Source organism: Kluyvera sp. (genome assembly GCF_965301105.1).
Genome location: NZ_CBDKZX010000087.1, coordinates 1 through 15,052, shown reverse-complemented (window position 1 = coordinate 15,052; position 15,052 = coordinate 1). Strand labels below are relative to the sequence as shown.

Below are 15,052 nucleotides of genomic sequence, written 5' to 3'. Positions count from 1 at the left end.
GAGATCAAAGGCGATCAGGACATGATCCTGCTGCTGTCGAAGAAAAACGCGGAAGAGCGCCTGGCGGCCTTTATCTATAACCTGTCGCGTCGTTTCGCTCAGCGTGGTTTCTCGCCGCGTGAATTCCGTCTCACCATGACCCGTGGCGATATCGGTAACTACCTGGGTCTGACGGTAGAAACCATCAGCCGACTGCTGGGTCGTTTCCAGAAAAGCGGCATGCTGGCGGTGAAAGGTAAATACATCACCATTGAAAACAGCGATGCGCTGGCTATTCTCGCGGGTCATACTCGTAACGTCGCCTGACCGCTGTTTCATGACACCAATAAAAAACCCCGGCAAGCCGGGGTTTTTTATTGTCTGCTTCAGCTCTCTAATCAAATACGCCGTTAATCACCGACGTGACAATCGCCGTACTTAAAGCAATGAGTACCAGGTTATCGCCAATCACCTGCCATTCATAACCGGGGTAATAAGGAAGCTGATTGAGCATTGATCCCGGAACCGCTTTTTTCGCAATACCCGGTGGCAGCGGTTTACCTCGCGCCAAATTTTTAGCAATGCCCGGTGGCAAAGATTTGTAGCCGGTCAGGCCATAGTTAACCGCGAGCTGCCTGGCCGTTGCGTAGCTGATATCGCGGTCAACATGGTCGGGTTTGCCGTAATTCTTACGCGATGTCGATCCGTGGTCCTTGTCCTGGCCTTTACTCCACTGCTGGCTATTCCCTTTATCGCTTTTACTATTACCGTGGCTACTGTTGCCGTGGTTGCCGTTACCGTTGCCATGCCCGTTGCCGGGGTCGGCCAACACTGGCGCTGCGCAGAGCGACAACGCAACGACGGCCGCGACCGTCTTTAAGAGTGAGGAACGCTGGGTCATCGTCATTTCCTTGTGTGCGGGGTATCTGAGAGAAATCTATCTCATTCTGTGTAAAAAAACCTACGCATTAAATCTGAATTTATCGAACTTCTCCGATGCCCACGACAAGGCTAATTTATCCTGTTTATTGATCTTGCGAAGGTTCCCCCCTGTTTCAATCCCACTATATGAGTTATCTTTTACTTACAAACTGTGGTTACAGCTGTAAGGAGACCCTGTATGGCCAGATATCAAAATATGCTCGTGGCGATCGATCCGAATCAGGACGACCAGCCTGCGCTACGACGCGCTGTGTATCTTCATCAACGGATTGGCGGCCGCATTAAAGCCTTTTTGCCGATCTATGACTTTTCCTATGAAATGACCACCCTTTTGTCTCCTGATGAGCGCACCGCAATGCGCCAGGGCGTGATTAGCCAGCGAACCGCATGGATCCGCGAGCAGGCCAAATACTACCTGGAAGCCGGCGTTCCGCTGGAGATCAAAGTGGTGTGGCATAATCGCCCGTTCGAAGCCATCATCCAGGAAGTTGTCAGCGGCGGCCACGATTTGCTGCTGAAAATGGCCCACCAGCACGACAAGCTGGAGTCGGTGATCTTCACCCCAACCGACTGGCACCTGTTACGTAAATGCCCATGCCCGGTATGGATGGTGAAAGATCAGCCGTGGCCTGAAGGCGGTAAAGCACTCGTTGCCGTCAACCTTGCCAGCGAAGAAGCGTACCATAACGCGTTGAACGAGAAGCTGGTCAAAGAGACCCTTGAGCTGGCCGAACAGGTCAACCATACCGAAGTACACCTGGTCGGCGCTTTCCCGGTCACGCCGATCAATATCGCCATTGAATTGCCTGATTTCGACCCCAGCGTTTACAACGATGCGATCCGCGGCCAGCACCTGCTGGCGATGAAATCGTTGCGCCAGAAATTTGGTATTGATGAGAAGTTTACTCACGTCGAGAAAGGGTTGCCTGAAGAGGTCATTCCGGATCTTGCCGCGCATCTTGACGCCGGCATCGTGGTACTGGGCACTATCGGACGAACCGGTATTTCGGCGGCCTTCCTCGGCAACACTGCCGAACAGGTTATTGACCACCTGCGCTGCGACCTGCTCGCGATCAAACCCAATGACTATCAGACCCCCGTCGAGATGGACGACGAAGAAGACGATTAAGTGGTGTGATGTGACGAAAAAACCGGTCAATTCAAATGGCCGGTTTTTTTTGTCTTGCGATTAGCTTCCCGGCATCATCATGCGCTGCCAGGCTAGCGGGATGCTATCAATGGAGCCCTAGTCGCCAGGCAAAGTCGATCTCTTCTTTCAGTTCAATGGCAGAAAGCGCCATCAGGTCAGCAAATTCCAGCTCAAGTTGCTTAACGCGTTTCAGGTACTGTGCAGGGGTTAAAGGTGTGGTTTCGCGACGAAGATATTCGATGGCCAATTGTGCAGGCGTTAACAAGGTATCCATAAGTTCCTCTGTTGGTTTGAACGACATAGAACATTATAACACCTTTAACTGCGCACTTTTTGACCAAAAACAATCATAAATCAAATATAAGGCCGCCATTCCTCAGGAGAATGGCGGCCTTCATTTTATACGCGGTAATTACAGCGCTTTCAGAATGGCATCCACGCTAGCTTTCGCATCGCCGAACAGCATCTGAGTATTTTCTTTAAAGAACAGCGGGTTCTGTACCCCAGCGTAACCGGTATTCATGGAACGCTTGAAGACAATAACATTCTGCGCCTTCCACACTTCCAGAACCGGCATGCCGGCAATCGGGCTTTTCGGATCGTCCTGCGCGGCCGGGTTAACGGTATCGTTCGCGCCGATGACCAGTACGGTATCGGTGTCAGCAAAGTCATCGTTGATTTCGTCCATCTCCAGCACGATGTCGTAAGGCACCTTCGCTTCCGCCAGCAGCACGTTCATGTGGCCCGGCAGACGCCCGGCAACCGGGTGGATACCAAAGCGCACTTTGATACCGCGCGCGCGCAGTTTTTCGGTGATTTCCGCTACCGGATACTGCGCCTGCGCCACCGCCATGCCATACCCCGGGGTGATGATTACCGAGTGGGAGTTTTTCAGCATTTCAGCGGTTTCTTCGGCGTTAATTTCGCGATGCTCGCCCACTTCTTCATCACTACCGGTAGAGGAACCGTCGGTACCAAAACCACCCGCAATCACGCTGAAGAACGAACGGTTCATCGCCTTACACATGATGTAAGACAGGATGGCACCGGAAGAACCCACCAGCGCACCGGTGACGATCAGCAGGTCGTTGCTGAGCATAAAGCCCGCCGCCGCCGCCGCCCAACCGGAGTAGGAGTTCAGCATGGAGACCACTACCGGCATGTCTGCGCCACCGATAGATGCCACCAGGTGCCAACCGAAAGCCAGCGCGATAATGGTCATCACCAGCAGGCACAGCACCTGAGTGCCCACGCTGTCGGTGCGCACGAAAGCCACCATCAGCAGGAAGGAAACCACCAGCGCCGCCAGGTTCAGCTTGTGACGATTTGGCAGCATCAGCGGCTTCGAAGACATCTTGCCGCACAGCTTGCCGAACGCCACGATAGAACCGGTAAAGGTGACCGCACCGATAAAGATACCGAGGAACACTTCTGTCAGGTGAATATTGACCAGAATCTGCTCCATACCGGTTTCATGCTGCAGGTAGCTGTTGAAGCCCACCAGCACCGCGGCCAGACCGACAAAGCTGTGCAGCACCGCAACCAGCTCCGGCATTTCGGTCATTTCCACTTTCTTCGCCAGGCGAATACCGATCGCGCCGCCGATAATCATCGCCAGCAGGATCCACGCCACATTGCTGGTATCCGGCCCGAAGATGGTCGCGATCAGGGCAATCGCCATACCGGCGATGCCGTAGTAGTTGCCCTGCTGCGAGGTTTCGTGTTTGGAAAGCCCGGCGAGACTGAAAATAAACAGGATTGCGGCAACAATGTATGCAGCTGTAACTAATCCTCCAGACATTTGTTACCCCTTATCCTTTGCGGAACATTTTCAGCATGCGCTGAGTGACGGTGAAACCACCAAAAATATTAATGCTGGCGATCAATACCGCGATAAAACTCAGGAAGCTTACCCAGCCACCATGGCCAATCTGCAGGAGCGCGCCAACCACGATAATGCCTGAGATAGCATTCGTGACCGACATCAACGGCGTGTGCAATGCATGCGACACGTTCCACACCACGTAATAACCCACTACGCAGGAGAGCGCGAACACGGTGAAGTGACCGAGGAACTCTTTCGGTGCGACGCTCGCCAGCCAGCCAAACAGAATGATGGCCAGCGCGATCAGCGCATATTTACGCCACGGTGACGCCGGTTTCTCCGGCTCTTTTGGCGCTGGCGCGGCTTTCTGCGCGGCCTGCGGCTGTGCCGAAACCTGAATCGGCGGTGCCGGCCAGGTGACTTCGCCTTCGCGTATGACGGTCACGCCGCGCACCACGACGTCATCAAAATCGATGGTGATGTTGCCGTCTTTCTCTTTGCACAGCAGCTTCAGCAGGTTCACCAGGTTGGTGCCATACAGCTGAGATGACTGCGTCGGCAGGCGTCCGGCCAGATCGGTATAGCCGATCACCTTCACGCCGTTTGCCGTGACGAAAATTTCATTTGGCACGGTGTATTCGCAGTTACCGCCGTTTTGCGCGGCCAGGTCGACGATGACGCTCCCCGGCGTCATGGAATCCACCATTTCGCGGGTAATCAGCTTCGGCGCCGGTTTGCCCGGAATCAACGCGGTGGTAACGATGATGTCGACCTCTTTTGCCTGCGCGGCAAACAGAGCCATTTCAGCGGCAATAAACGCCTCTGACATCACTTTGGCATAACCGTCTCCGCTGCCGGCTTCTTCTTTGAAGTCCAGCTCGAGGAATTCGGCACCCATGCTCTGCACCTGCTCTTTCACTTCCGGGCGGGTGTCGAACGCACGCACAATCGCGCCAAGGCTGTTCGCCGCGCCGATAGCGGCAAGACCCGCTACGCCCGCGCCAATCACCATCACTTTCGCCGGTGGAACTTTCCCCGCCGCGGTGATTTGGCCGGTAAAGAAACGACCGAACTCGTGAGCCGCTTCGACGATAGCGCGATAACCCGCAATGTTCGCCATCGAACTTAACGCATCCAGCGATTGGGCACGGGAAATACGCGGCACGGAGTCCATCGCCATGACGTTAATATTCCGCTCAGCCAATTTTGCCATCAGCTCAGCATTTTGTGCCGGCCAGATAAAGCTAATCAGCGTCGTACCCGGGTTCAGCAGCGCAATTTCTTCATCCAGCGGCGCGTTAACCTTGAGGATAACGTCGGATTGCCAGATATCATCGCCTGATACAATCTCTGCACCAGCCTGCACAAATGCTTCGTCATCAAAACTGGCTAGTTTTCCTGCACCACTTTCAATGGCCACGCTAAAACCGAGCTTCAGCAGCTGCTCAACCGTTTTCGGCGTTGCTGCGACTCGCGTTTCCTGGGCCCACCTTTCTTTTGGTACACCAATACGCATAACTATTCCCTTATATCGGTTCTTATTTAATGGTTTGCCGTTTTGTCAGTTTGTTGCGGGTAACCCGTAAGTGACCTAACAGGCGAACAACCTGAATAAATAAAACAGTAACAAACTGTCTATAACCTACTGAAAATACCGATTGTGATCTAGCGCCGAAAAACACTATTTTTGCATTAAATGCCAAATAAGGAGTTCCAGCCGCTACAAACAGCGATATTTGCCCCGATTTGAGTAGCGAGCCCCATAATTCGCTTCTTCTCCGTGGGAAAACATGATTTTTCGCGGGCAAGACGGCGCAGTTAACATTCCATTAACTTAAAAAAGTCATATGGTTGACCGCTTTTTCCGGTCAAGCGCCCGTTTTTTCAACATATCAGGAAAAGTTATCCAAAACCGTCACCGGGTTCGCATCTGAAGTTAAAAATGACGCAGACAGTAGCGTCATTTCAATGCCATAATCAGACGTTTTCCCGTTAACAACATGACCCGAATTTGGTTTGCGCAAGGCGAAGGATTATTTTTATGAAGCTTAAGAACACCCTCCTCGTGTCCGCCATGCTGTCTGCCGCGGCAATGTCCGCTCATGCAGCCACCGAGCTGACCCCGGAGCAAGCGTCCGCACTGAAGCCCTATGACCGCGTGGTGATCACCGGTCGCTATACCGCCATTGGCGATGCAGTCAACGCCATGTCCCGCAAAGCGGACAAAGAAGGCGCAGCCTCTTTCTATGTTGTCGATACCTCTGATTACGGCAACAGCGGCAACTGGCGCGTCACGGCAGATCTCTATAAAGAAGACGCGCCGAAAGCCGACGCTCCGAAAAATCGCATCATCAATGGCGTGATGGAACTGCCGAAAGACCAGGCCGTTGCGCTGGTGCCTTACGACACCGTCACCGTTCAGGGCTTCTACCGCAGCCAGCCGGAAGTGAACGATGCTATTACCAAGGCCGCCAAAGCCAAAGGCGCCGCCTCCTTCTTTATCGTCCGTCAGGTTGATGCGAACGACGGCGGTAACCAGCGTATTACCGCCTACATCTATAAAGCCGATGCGGAAAAACGCGTATTGCAGAGCCCGGATGCCATTCCGGCAGATTCTGACGCCGGGCGTAAACTGCTGGCGGAAGGCGGCGAAGCAGCTAAACAGGTTGAGATCCCGGGCGTAGCGACAACCGCCGCCGTCGGTGCGGGCACCGGCGTAGGCCGTTTCTTCGAAACACAGACCACTAAGGGTGGGCGTTACAGTGTCACGCTTCCTGACGGTACGAAAGTCGAAGAACTGAACAAAGTCACTGCCGCACAGATGATTCCGTTCGACAGCATCAAGTTCACCGGTAACTACGGCAACATGACCGAAGTGTCTTATCAGGTGGCAAAACGCGCCGCTAAGAAAGGCGCTAAGTATTACCACATTACCCGTGAATGGCAGGAGCGCGGCGGCAACGTCACCATCAGCGCCGACCTGTACAAGTAAGCAACAGCAAAAGGCGGCGTAAGCCGCCTTTTTTATTCATTTCTTTTTATACATTGTTGCATGTATGCATCGCTCTCCGTAAAATCGCCGCCTCAGCGCAATCCTCCATGTTTATGCGATTTCGCCAAATAAATATTCTTGTTCTTCGCCTTCCACGACAGGATTCTCATGGAAAAGAAATTAGGGCTTAGCGCCCTGACGGCTCTGGTTCTGAGCTCAATGCTCGGTGCGGGCGTATTCAGCCTGCCGCAAAATATGGCCGAGGTCGCCAGCCCCGCCGCACTGCTGATTGGCTGGGCTATCACCGGCGTGGGCATTCTGTTCCTTGCTATCGCCATGCTGGTACTGACCCGCATCCGTCCGGATCTTGACGGCGGTATCTTTACCTACGCGCGCGAAGGTTTCGGGGAACTGATCGGCTTTTGTTCCGCATGGGGTTACTGGCTGTGTGCGGTGATTGCCAACGTATCCTATCTGGTGATTGTTTTCTCCGCCCTGAGTTTCTTTACCGATACGCCTGAACTGCGCCTGTTTGGCGACGGTAATACCTGGCAATCCATTGTCGGGGCTTCGGTGCTGCTCTGGGTGGTTCATTTTCTGGTTCTGCGCGGCGTACAAACGGCTGCCAGCATCAACCTGGCCGCGACGCTGGCCAAGCTGGTACCGCTGGGGTTGTTTATCGTGCTGGCGGCGATCGCTTTTAAAAGCGAGACCTTTACCCTGGATTTCCACGGCATCGACCTTGGCGTGCCGGTGTGGGAACAGGTGAAAAACACTATGCTGATAACGCTTTGGGTGTTTATTGGCGTGGAAGGCGCGGTGGTGGTGTCGGCGCGCGCCCGCAATAAAAAAGATGTTGGCCGCGCGACGCTGCTGGCCGTGATTTCCGCACTGGGGGTTTATCTGCTGGTCACACTGCTGTCGATGGGGGTGGTTGCCCGTCCTGAACTGGCAGAGATGCGCAATCCATCAATGGCGGGCCTGATGGTGCGTATGATGGGTTCCTGGGGTGAAATTGTGATTGCCGCCGGGCTGATTGTCTCCGTTTGCGGGGCCTACCTGAGCTGGACAATTATGGCAGCGGAAGTGCCGCTGCTGGCTGCCACGCATAAAGCATTCCCGCGAATCTTCGCCCGACAGAACGCGAATAACGCCCCTGCCGCCTCGCTGTGGCTCACCAACCTGAGCGTACAGGCAAGCCTGGTGCTAATCTGGCTGACCGGTTCTGACTACAACACGCTGCTGACTATCGCTTCCGAGATGATCCTCGTGCCTTACTTCCTGGTCGGCGCGTTTTTACTCAAGGTGGCGCGTCGTCCGCTGCATAAAGTGATTGGTGTCGGTGCCTGCATTTATGGCTTATGGTTATTATATGCGTCCGGCCCGATGCACCTGCTGCTATCGGTCGTGCTCTATGCGCCGGGCTTGTTAGTCTTTATCTATGCGCGCCGCACGCATGAAGATAATATCCTGCTCAAGCGTCGCGAATTAGCCTTAATCGGCCTACTTCTGGTTGCCGCTGTGCCGGCAACGTGGATGTTAATGGGGTAACGCGGTCACCCCATCGCAGAATACATATGGAGATAACGATGGGAAACATGCTATCACGCCCCGTACTGATAACCGGTGGAGGCCGCCGTATCGGCCTCGCCCTTGCCCACCATTTTCTCACCCAACAGCAGCCGGTTATCCTCAGCTATCGTACGCACTATCCGGCCATTGATGTGATGCGGCGAGCGGGCGCTGTCTGTATTCAGGCAGATTTCGCCCACGATGAGGGAATTAATGCCTTTGCCGAGGCGGTGAAATCACATTGTACCAACCTGCGCGCCATCATCCATAACGCCAGCGGCTGGCAGGCGGAAAGCCCATCTACGCCGCTCAGTCAGGTGCTCAACGCCATGCTGCAAGTTCACGTGCATGCGCCCTACCTGCTCAACCATGCTCTTGAAGGCCTGCTGCGCGGACACGGCCACGCAGCCAGCGACATTATTCATTTCACGGACTATGTGGTGGAACGCGGCAGCGACAAGCATATCGCCTACGCCGCCAGCAAGGCCGCGCTAGACAACATGACTCGCTCGTTTGCCCGCAAGCTGGCACCCGAGGTGAAGGTTAATGCGATCGCCCCGGCGCTGGTGCTGTTTAACGAGGATGATGACGCCGAATATCGGCAAAAAGCGCTGAATAAATCGCTGATGAAAATCGCCGGCGGCGAGAAAGAGATAATCGACCTGGTCGATTATCTGCTCGGCAGCAGCTATGTCACGGGCCGCTCTTTCGCCGTCGATGGCGGGCGGCCTCTGGTCTAACGCTTAGTGAAAACGGCCCCACAGGAAAATTAATAGCCAGGCGCTAACGCCCCAACAGGCCACGGCGCCGGCTAACGCCAGCGGCAGGCGCATCATGCCGGTGAAATACCACAGCGACAACAGATAGAGAAAATAGGGAATAATCGACCACATTCCAAAAACGATGGTCGCCCGCAGCGCTTCGGTTCCCCGCTCGCTGGCAACGATATAGTGCGCAATCAGCGCAAAGGTGGGAAAAAGCGGAATCAGCCCAGCAATGGCGTAGTTTTTCGTTTTTGCCAGAATGCCAATCAACACCACAACCAGCGCGCCAAGCAGCGCCTTAATTAACAACCCCATCTTATTATTCACCAATAAACAACATGTTGCTCCAGCATAGCGGAAGCGGTTGTCTTTATGAATGAAAATTCAGAAGCGTGCTCGCAATTAAAGAGGATGGACAAAGCGCATTGGGCAAAAGATTGTAGAATTCGCGGCAAGCCGGACTTTCCGGTGAGGCGCAGTGTTGCGGGGGCTTGATCCCCGGCGGCGTTGTTGCTGGATAAAAGAAAACCCCCGCACATTGTTCGGCGTTAACCGGGCAACATAAGGGGGCGATTCTTGAAACCCAACAGTTCAAGGATAGCCGCGAACCGTTGCCATTGCAACAGAAGGCGGCTATATGACGCTGATGCAGTTTGCCGTTATTTTCTGGCACGATCTTGCCGCTCCCGTCATCGCTGGCGTATTGGTCAGCCTGATAGTGAGTCACTGGCGTAGTCGGAAATAATCGCGAGATGGGCGTCATTTCCGCCGCAGTGGCGGCATGCGCCCGAACGAGGCCGCAGGGGGAATCCCTGCGGCCTTTTTTGTGGCGGCAAAGCTGCGCGCGGTGTATCGTAGCCGTTTTGTCAGCCAGTGCGTAGAGTCATGAATAAGATCGTTTATGTTGAGGATGATCCGGATGTAGGGGCGCTGATCGCCGCCTATCTGGGCAAGCATGATATGGATGTGGTGGTCGAGCCGCGGGGCGATAATGCCGAAGCGACGATTGCCCGTGAAAATCCGGATCTGGTGCTGCTGGACATCATGTTACCGGGTAAAGATGGCATGACGCTTTGCCGCGATCTGCGCGGTCAATGGGCGGGCCCTATCGTACTGCTCACTTCTCTGGATAGCGACATGAATCATATTCTGTCACTGGAAATGGGCGCGAACGACTATATTCTCAAAACGACCCCGCCCGCCGTGCTGCTGGCGCGCCTGCGTCTTCACCTACGACAAAATCCGGGTAACGGGAGTCACACGGTCGCCGCGCAGCCTGCCTTGACGCCGCACAAAACCATTCGCTTCGGTACGCTGGTCATCGACCCGGTGAACCGTCAGGTTCTGTTGAGCGATGAAAGCATCGCCCTTTCCACCGCCGATTTCGATTTGCTGTGGGAGCTCGCGACTCATGCGGGGCAAATCATGGACCGCGACGCGCTGCTGAAAAATCTTCGCGGCGTCAGTTACGACGGGATGGATCGCAGCGTGGACGTGGCGATTTCCCGGCTACGCAAGAAACTACAGGACAGCGCGACCGAGCCATATCGCATTAAGACCGTGCGCAATAAAGGCTATCTGTTCGCGCCGCATGCCTGGGAGTAGTCAACAGGATTTTATGCTACCTGTAAAACTATAACCCTCGAGGACGCGCTCACCATCATCATCAAAAACAGCACATATATGCTGCCATGTGACGCTTTTTCCGCCCAATGGCAGCATTATCTATATTTAATGGTTGTTCAGCTTAAGTTCAGCCGTATTTATCCCGCTGGCAAAGCCGTTTTCCAGCAACGCTATCGTCACGCGATAGACCTCTTCTGCGCTAATTTCCGCACTCTCGAGCGGGAAGCTCAGCACCGCATCGCGAATCACCGTCATGGAAAGCCCAAGGTCTGCTCCCATGCGCACGGTAGAGTTAACGCAGTAACCCGCCACTGCGCCAATCACCGCAACATCGCTAATCTGCGCGCGCTGTAACCAGCCATGAAGATCGGTAGAACTGAACGCCGATGAGGTTGTTTTTATAAAGACAGGCTCGCCCGCGTGTTCTTCAAACCCAATAACGGGCTGGAAATGGGCGCTATCGCGTTGCAGAGGCGAACCTGGCTCGAGGGTTTCATGGCGAACATGCAGGACCGGTTTTCCCGCTGCCCGAAATGCCGCAATCGTCGCGCGCATATTGTCGATACTGCTGGCGGGAAAATAGGCCATCCCTCCCGCAATGCGATCGGGAACAAAACCTTGCATATCGATAATCAGTAAAGCCTGCATAGCAACCTCATTCATACCTGTCGGAAAGAAACAAATTACGCCAGGCAACAGTTAACGACAACCTGCTGATTTTAAGGTTGCCAGGGCCTTCTTACCAACAGCATGCTCGTCCTGGCGCAGAAACACTTTACCTGCCAGATAAGTCGTTGCCTGCCCGCCGATAAAGACGCGATCGCCCTCAAGTCGACAGCGTAGCTCTCCACCTCTCTCTCCCCCCTGATAGGCCAGCATCGGTGTCTTTTGCAGTTTATTAGCCCAATATGGAATCAGCATGCTATGTGCAGAACCGGTCACCGGATCTTCCGGTACCGCGTCACCCGGACAAAAAACGCGGCTGACAAAGTCATATTGCTTATCACCAGGCGCCGTGACGCAAATCATTTTGCCCAGCGGGATCATGGCCTGAATATCCGGTTGTAAAGCCGCAACCTGCTCTTGATTCTCTAATACGACCAGATAATCGCGCGCGACACGCACTTCCCTGTATGTCCTGATGCCCAAAGCATCTAACAGTAAAGGAGGCGGGGTTATCGGCTCGGCGTGCCATGCAGGTAAATCAAGCGTCAGCCATTCGCCGCTACGCGTCACCGTCAGCGGACCGACAAAACGGGTTTCAAAATGGATATATGAGCCCGTGTAATCCAGATGTTCGAAGATGACGTGCGCCGCCGCGAGGGTTGCATGTCCGCACAAGTTGATTTCCCCCAGAGAGGTAAACCAGCGCAGTTCAAAGCCCTTCTCATTGACGACGAAGAATGCGGTTTCCGACTGATTATGCTGCTTCGCCATTTTCAACAGCGTCTCGTCGGGCAGCCACTCCATCAGGGGACATACTGCGGCAGCATTGCCGGAAAAAGTGGTGCAGCTGAACGCATCAACCATATAGAAATCAATTTGTTGCATAATAGAAACCTGTCATCGTTCTCGTAGCAACAAACACTGTACCATATCGCGACCGGGACAGACTTTTTCACGCATTATTCATGCTGCGGACCGTTTTTGATTTCCCCATCGATATAAGGCTGAGGTTGACGGAAGAGATATCCCTGGGCGAAATCGCAGCCCAACGCTTTAAGATTTTCCAGTTGTTCGCGGGTTTCAACCCCTTCAGCAACAACCTTCATACTGAGGGATTTTGCCATGCCCGTAATAAGCTTAATGATATTAAGGGCGTCTTCCTGTACTGATATTGAATGCACAAAAGATTTGTCGATTTTGATTTTATCGAAAGCAATGCGACTCAGACGCGAAAGTGAAGAATATCCCGTGCCAAAATCATCAATTGATATTTTCACCCCCAGAGCTCTGAGCCTGTTAAGGGTATTCATCGGCGCATGACTCTCGGAAAAGAGAGAGGATTCCGTTACTTCCAGTTCAAGACGGTCGGCCGGAAGCCCCGTTTCTTTCAGAATCGACAGGACGATGCCGGCAAAAGCTTTGCTATTTAGCTGAACAGGAGAAACATTCACTGAAATTTTCACCGGCACCACCCAGGATGCCGCTTCCCGGCATGCCATCTCAAGCACTGATTTTCCCATTTCGTTAATCATGCCGGTTTTTTCTGCCACAGGAATAAAGCTATCTGGCGACATGAGTCCCTTCAAAGGGTGGATCCACCGAATAAGCGCTTCATAGCTGTATATTTCGCTGGTAAACGAATCGACAATAGGCTGATAGTAAACAACGAATTCGTTATTCGCTAACCCCAATGCCATATCATGCTCGAGGGTTCTGCTTTCTTGAAGCTTGTCTAACATCCACTGCCGGAAAACTTTTATCTTACTCGAACCTTCATTTTTAGCTTCATAAAGGGCGAGATCGGCATATTTATAGAGATAGTCAGAGCGGTGTTCAGTATCTGAGATAGCTATACCGACACAGGTGGTTATATTGATTATCGCATTATAGATGGTATAAGGCTGGTTAATCGCAGCGCATATTTTCTGTGCCTGGGAAACCGCTGTCATCTCCGTCAGTCCACTCGCGAGCAAGGCAAATTCATCGCCGCCTAAGCGATAAAAGGTGTCTGAAGCAAAGTTCATTGAGACCAGGCGCTGGGAGATCTGTTGTAATAATATATCACCAACATCGTGTCCGTAGGTATCATTTACCTCTTTAAATCGGTCCAAATCAAACAGCATCACTGTCACAGAATCATCATTTTTTTCTGCCTGAGCAATAGTGTTATTTAATTTTTCCCAGAAGAAATGCCGGTTGTTCATCCCAGTCAGAGAATCATGGTAGGCGTCATACTCCAGTTTTACATTCTGAACTTGCAGTTTCTCTTTTGATTTTTGCAACTCGTCGGCAAGATTCTTCACCTGAAGGTGAGCCTTGAGGATATTTCTGTTCTGATAAAATATGAGAATCCCGAGGATCGCACTGACTATTATCAGCAGCACAGACGTTGCTGAATAAATAAAGTAAAGCGTCCTGATTTTGAGGTTGGCGCTATTAATCGAGTTGACATCCTTGTCTAATGCACCGGATGAAAGACGGCCAAGGGGAGTATCCAACGTATGCATGACTTTCAGATATTTTTGTAGCTCCGGGCGACTCATGCTCTCAAGATGCGCATCCAGATAATCCAGTGTTTCTTCAAGCTTTATCGCCAAATCATGGTGCGCTTTGTTGTTGTTTATATAATGACCTAAATCCCCTTCTTTGACTAAATCACTCTGGCTGAGCATGATGTCGAGACGCAGACGCACATCATCAAGTGTCATCGCATCATCAATAGTGTAAAGACCGAGCCACGATTCAAAGCGATAATATTCTGATACCATCTGGGCGGCAGACCATGAATCAGTGTATTGCGTGAGTTTTTGTAGCTCTTGCTGCCTTTCATGGACAAGAAAAGAGATATATCCAGTAGATACAAAAAGGAAAAATATAATGCCAGCCAGTATTCTGTTCATGATGTTCCGCTGAACCCCTACTCTATATCCATTCTACTGACTTGCCACGCTGATCTTGAATAATAGACCTGGTTATTCAGTTCAGGGATGCTGTCATAAGGATACACCACGAATAGTGGGCCTTTATCACGGATGGGCATGTATTCTCCGTTGATTTTTAAGGCAAGGATAACATTGTATTTTTTGAAGTCACTGAGCGGAATGATGGTGGTGTAGTCATTGAGCGCGGTAACTTTAACGACCGATCCTTTCGCCCCGACATAATCCATAAGTTTCTGCAGCGGAATACCCGTAAAAGTGGTGCGGCCATTATACCAGGGAGAGGTAGTCTGGAAACTGACCACCCCCAGCTTTTCAAGACTGGCGATATCCAGAACGGCTTTCCCATCCCGGTTTGTATTTTCGATATGACCGGACAGGGTTAAAATGACTTTACCGGTAGGTTTGGCAAGATCGCCCGCCCAGATCGATGTGGAGACCATAAAGCTCAACAGCATGACAATTAAGCGCATTCTAACCTCGACTATTGACCAGATGTAAAAGAATTATAATTTAGTCATCATGTTATTAATATATGCTACCCAGCCATAATGGATTCAATTAATTAAATTATTTTTTATAATTTAAAAATCATTA

At 52.3% G+C, this 15,052-nt stretch carries 15 protein-coding genes and 1 pseudogene; 7 read left to right on the top strand and 9 right to left on the bottom strand.

The window, feature by feature from the left end:
- Positions 1 to 306: pseudogene (fnr, locus tag ACW14G_RS19745) on the top strand (fumarate/nitrate reduction transcriptional regulator Fnr); the annotation flags it as partial.
- A 67-nt stretch (positions 307 to 373) separates the two neighbouring features.
- On the opposite strand, the gene ACW14G_RS19740 reads toward fnr, so the two are convergent.
- Positions 374 to 880, bottom strand: a complete 507-nt coding sequence (locus ACW14G_RS19740; protein ID WP_223802563.1) for an anti-virulence regulator CigR family protein — start codon at positions 878 to 880, stop codon at positions 374 to 376.
- Between the two features lie 219 nt (positions 881 to 1,099).
- Between ACW14G_RS19740 and uspE the strand changes: the two genes are divergently transcribed.
- Positions 1,100 to 2,050: a universal stress protein UspE gene (uspE, locus tag ACW14G_RS19735; RefSeq protein WP_163449561.1), complete on the top strand. Its 951-nt coding sequence runs from the start codon at positions 1,100 to 1,102 to the stop codon at positions 2,048 to 2,050.
- Positions 2,051 to 2,156: 106 nt separating this feature from the next.
- Here the strand turns inward: uspE and ACW14G_RS19730 are convergent, their stop codons facing one another.
- The 3 genes from ACW14G_RS19730 to pntA form a co-directional block, all read right to left on the bottom strand.
- Complete coding sequence (locus ACW14G_RS19730; RefSeq protein ID WP_163449562.1) at positions 2,157 to 2,345, bottom strand: YdiH family protein; 189 nt, start codon at positions 2,343 to 2,345, stop codon at positions 2,157 to 2,159.
- Between the two features lie 138 nt (positions 2,346 to 2,483).
- The gene (gene pntB / locus ACW14G_RS19725) at positions 2,484 to 3,872 is read right to left on the bottom strand and encodes a Re/Si-specific NAD(P)(+) transhydrogenase subunit beta (protein ID WP_163449563.1); all 1,389 of its coding nucleotides are present in this window, start codon (positions 3,870 to 3,872) and stop codon (positions 2,484 to 2,486) included.
- A 10-nt stretch (positions 3,873 to 3,882) separates the two neighbouring features.
- Positions 3,883 to 5,412: a Re/Si-specific NAD(P)(+) transhydrogenase subunit alpha gene (pntA, locus tag ACW14G_RS19720; protein ID WP_064545620.1), complete on the bottom strand. Its 1,530-nt coding sequence runs from the start codon at positions 5,410 to 5,412 to the stop codon at positions 3,883 to 3,885.
- 525 nt (positions 5,413 to 5,937) lie between these two features.
- On the opposite strand from pntA, the gene ydgH reads away from it, so the two are divergent.
- The 3 genes from ydgH to folM all read left to right on the top strand — a co-directional run bounded on the left by ydgH (position 5,938) and on the right by folM (position 9,200).
- Positions 5,938 to 6,888 (top strand): DUF1471 family protein YdgH, encoded by a 951-nt coding sequence (ydgH, locus tag ACW14G_RS19715; protein WP_163449565.1) that lies wholly within the window; start codon positions 5,938 to 5,940, stop codon positions 6,886 to 6,888.
- 168 nt (positions 6,889 to 7,056) lie between these two features.
- A complete protein-coding gene (locus ACW14G_RS19710; protein WP_223802561.1) occupies positions 7,057 to 8,439 on the top strand; it encodes an amino acid permease in 1,383 nt (460 codons plus the stop codon).
- Positions 8,440 to 8,477: 38 nt separating this feature from the next.
- On the top strand, positions 8,478 to 9,200 hold the full coding sequence (folM, locus tag ACW14G_RS19705) for a dihydromonapterin reductase (RefSeq protein WP_455648736.1): 723 nt from the start codon (positions 8,478 to 8,480) through the stop codon (positions 9,198 to 9,200).
- A 3-nt stretch (positions 9,201 to 9,203) separates the two neighbouring features.
- On the opposite strand, the gene ACW14G_RS19700 is transcribed toward folM, so the two are convergent.
- Entirely contained in the window at positions 9,204 to 9,539 is a 336-nt protein-coding gene (locus tag ACW14G_RS19700) for a GlpM family protein (RefSeq protein WP_064545630.1), read from the bottom strand.
- 322 nt (positions 9,540 to 9,861) lie between these two features.
- On the opposite strand from ACW14G_RS19700, the gene ACW14G_RS19695 reads away from it, so the two are divergent.
- Both ACW14G_RS19695 and rstA read left to right on the top strand, forming a co-directional pair.
- The gene (locus tag ACW14G_RS19695) at positions 9,862 to 9,969 is read left to right on the top strand and encodes a type I toxin-antitoxin system toxin Ldr family protein (protein ID WP_163449568.1); all 108 of its coding nucleotides are present in this window, start codon (positions 9,862 to 9,864) and stop codon (positions 9,967 to 9,969) included.
- A gap of 140 nt (positions 9,970 to 10,109) precedes the next feature.
- Positions 10,110 to 10,829 carry a two-component system response regulator RstA gene (gene rstA, locus ACW14G_RS19690; protein ID WP_249021856.1) on the top strand — a complete coding sequence of 240 codons (720 nt, stop codon included), beginning with the start codon at positions 10,110 to 10,112 and terminating at the stop codon, positions 10,827 to 10,829.
- 126 nt (positions 10,830 to 10,955) lie between these two features.
- Here the strand turns inward: rstA and ACW14G_RS19685 are convergent, their stop codons facing one another.
- The 4 genes from ACW14G_RS19685 to ACW14G_RS19670 form a co-directional block, all read right to left on the bottom strand.
- Positions 10,956 to 11,498: an isochorismatase family protein gene (locus tag ACW14G_RS19685; RefSeq protein ID WP_249021857.1), complete on the bottom strand. Its 543-nt coding sequence runs from the start codon at positions 11,496 to 11,498 to the stop codon at positions 10,956 to 10,958.
- Between the two features lie 51 nt (positions 11,499 to 11,549).
- Complete coding sequence (locus ACW14G_RS19680) at positions 11,550 to 12,401, bottom strand: PhzF family phenazine biosynthesis protein (protein WP_249021858.1); 852 nt, start codon at positions 12,399 to 12,401, stop codon at positions 11,550 to 11,552.
- 74 nt (positions 12,402 to 12,475) lie between these two features.
- Positions 12,476 to 14,416 carry a putative bifunctional diguanylate cyclase/phosphodiesterase gene (locus ACW14G_RS19675; RefSeq protein ID WP_249021859.1) on the bottom strand — a complete coding sequence of 647 codons (1,941 nt, stop codon included), beginning with the start codon at positions 14,414 to 14,416 and terminating at the stop codon, positions 12,476 to 12,478.
- Positions 14,417 to 14,433: 17 nt separating this feature from the next.
- Complete coding sequence (locus ACW14G_RS19670) at positions 14,434 to 14,928, bottom strand: molybdopterin-dependent oxidoreductase (RefSeq protein ID WP_163449573.1); 495 nt, start codon at positions 14,926 to 14,928, stop codon at positions 14,434 to 14,436.
- Positions 14,929 to 15,052 lie beyond the last annotated feature (124 nt).

Excerpts from the sequence above, each read along its gene's own strand:
- ACW14G_RS19740 (WP_223802563.1), bottom strand. The coding sequence starts at position 880 with ATGACCCAGCGTTCCTCACTCTTAAAGACGGTCGCGGCCGTCGTTGCG.
- uspE (WP_163449561.1), top strand. The coding sequence starts at position 1,100 with ATGGCCAGATATCAAAATATGCTCGTGGCGATCGATCCGAATCAGGAC.
- ACW14G_RS19730 (WP_163449562.1), bottom strand. The coding sequence starts at position 2,345 with ATGGATACCTTGTTAACGCCTGCACAATTGGCCATCGAATATCTTCGT.
- pntB (WP_163449563.1), bottom strand. The coding sequence starts at position 3,872 with ATGTCTGGAGGATTAGTTACAGCTGCATACATTGTTGCCGCAATCCTG.
- pntA (WP_064545620.1), bottom strand. The coding sequence starts at position 5,412 with ATGCGTATTGGTGTACCAAAAGAAAGGTGGGCCCAGGAAACGCGAGTC.
- ydgH (WP_163449565.1), top strand. The coding sequence starts at position 5,938 with ATGAAGCTTAAGAACACCCTCCTCGTGTCCGCCATGCTGTCTGCCGCG.
- ACW14G_RS19710 (WP_223802561.1), top strand. The coding sequence starts at position 7,057 with ATGGAAAAGAAATTAGGGCTTAGCGCCCTGACGGCTCTGGTTCTGAGC.
- folM (WP_455648736.1), top strand. The coding sequence starts at position 8,478 with ATGGGAAACATGCTATCACGCCCCGTACTGATAACCGGTGGAGGCCGC.
- ACW14G_RS19700 (WP_064545630.1), bottom strand. The coding sequence starts at position 9,539 with ATGGGGTTGTTAATTAAGGCGCTGCTTGGCGCGCTGGTTGTGGTGTTG.
- ACW14G_RS19695 (WP_163449568.1), top strand. The coding sequence starts at position 9,862 with ATGACGCTGATGCAGTTTGCCGTTATTTTCTGGCACGATCTTGCCGCT.
- rstA (WP_249021856.1), top strand. The coding sequence starts at position 10,110 with ATGAATAAGATCGTTTATGTTGAGGATGATCCGGATGTAGGGGCGCTG.
- ACW14G_RS19685 (WP_249021857.1), bottom strand. The coding sequence starts at position 11,498 with ATGCAGGCTTTACTGATTATCGATATGCAAGGTTTTGTTCCCGATCGC.
- ACW14G_RS19680 (WP_249021858.1), bottom strand. The coding sequence starts at position 12,401 with ATGCAACAAATTGATTTCTATATGGTTGATGCGTTCAGCTGCACCACT.
- ACW14G_RS19675 (WP_249021859.1), bottom strand. The coding sequence starts at position 14,416 with ATGAACAGAATACTGGCTGGCATTATATTTTTCCTTTTTGTATCTACT.
- ACW14G_RS19670 (WP_163449573.1), bottom strand. The coding sequence starts at position 14,928 with ATGCGCTTAATTGTCATGCTGTTGAGCTTTATGGTCTCCACATCGATC.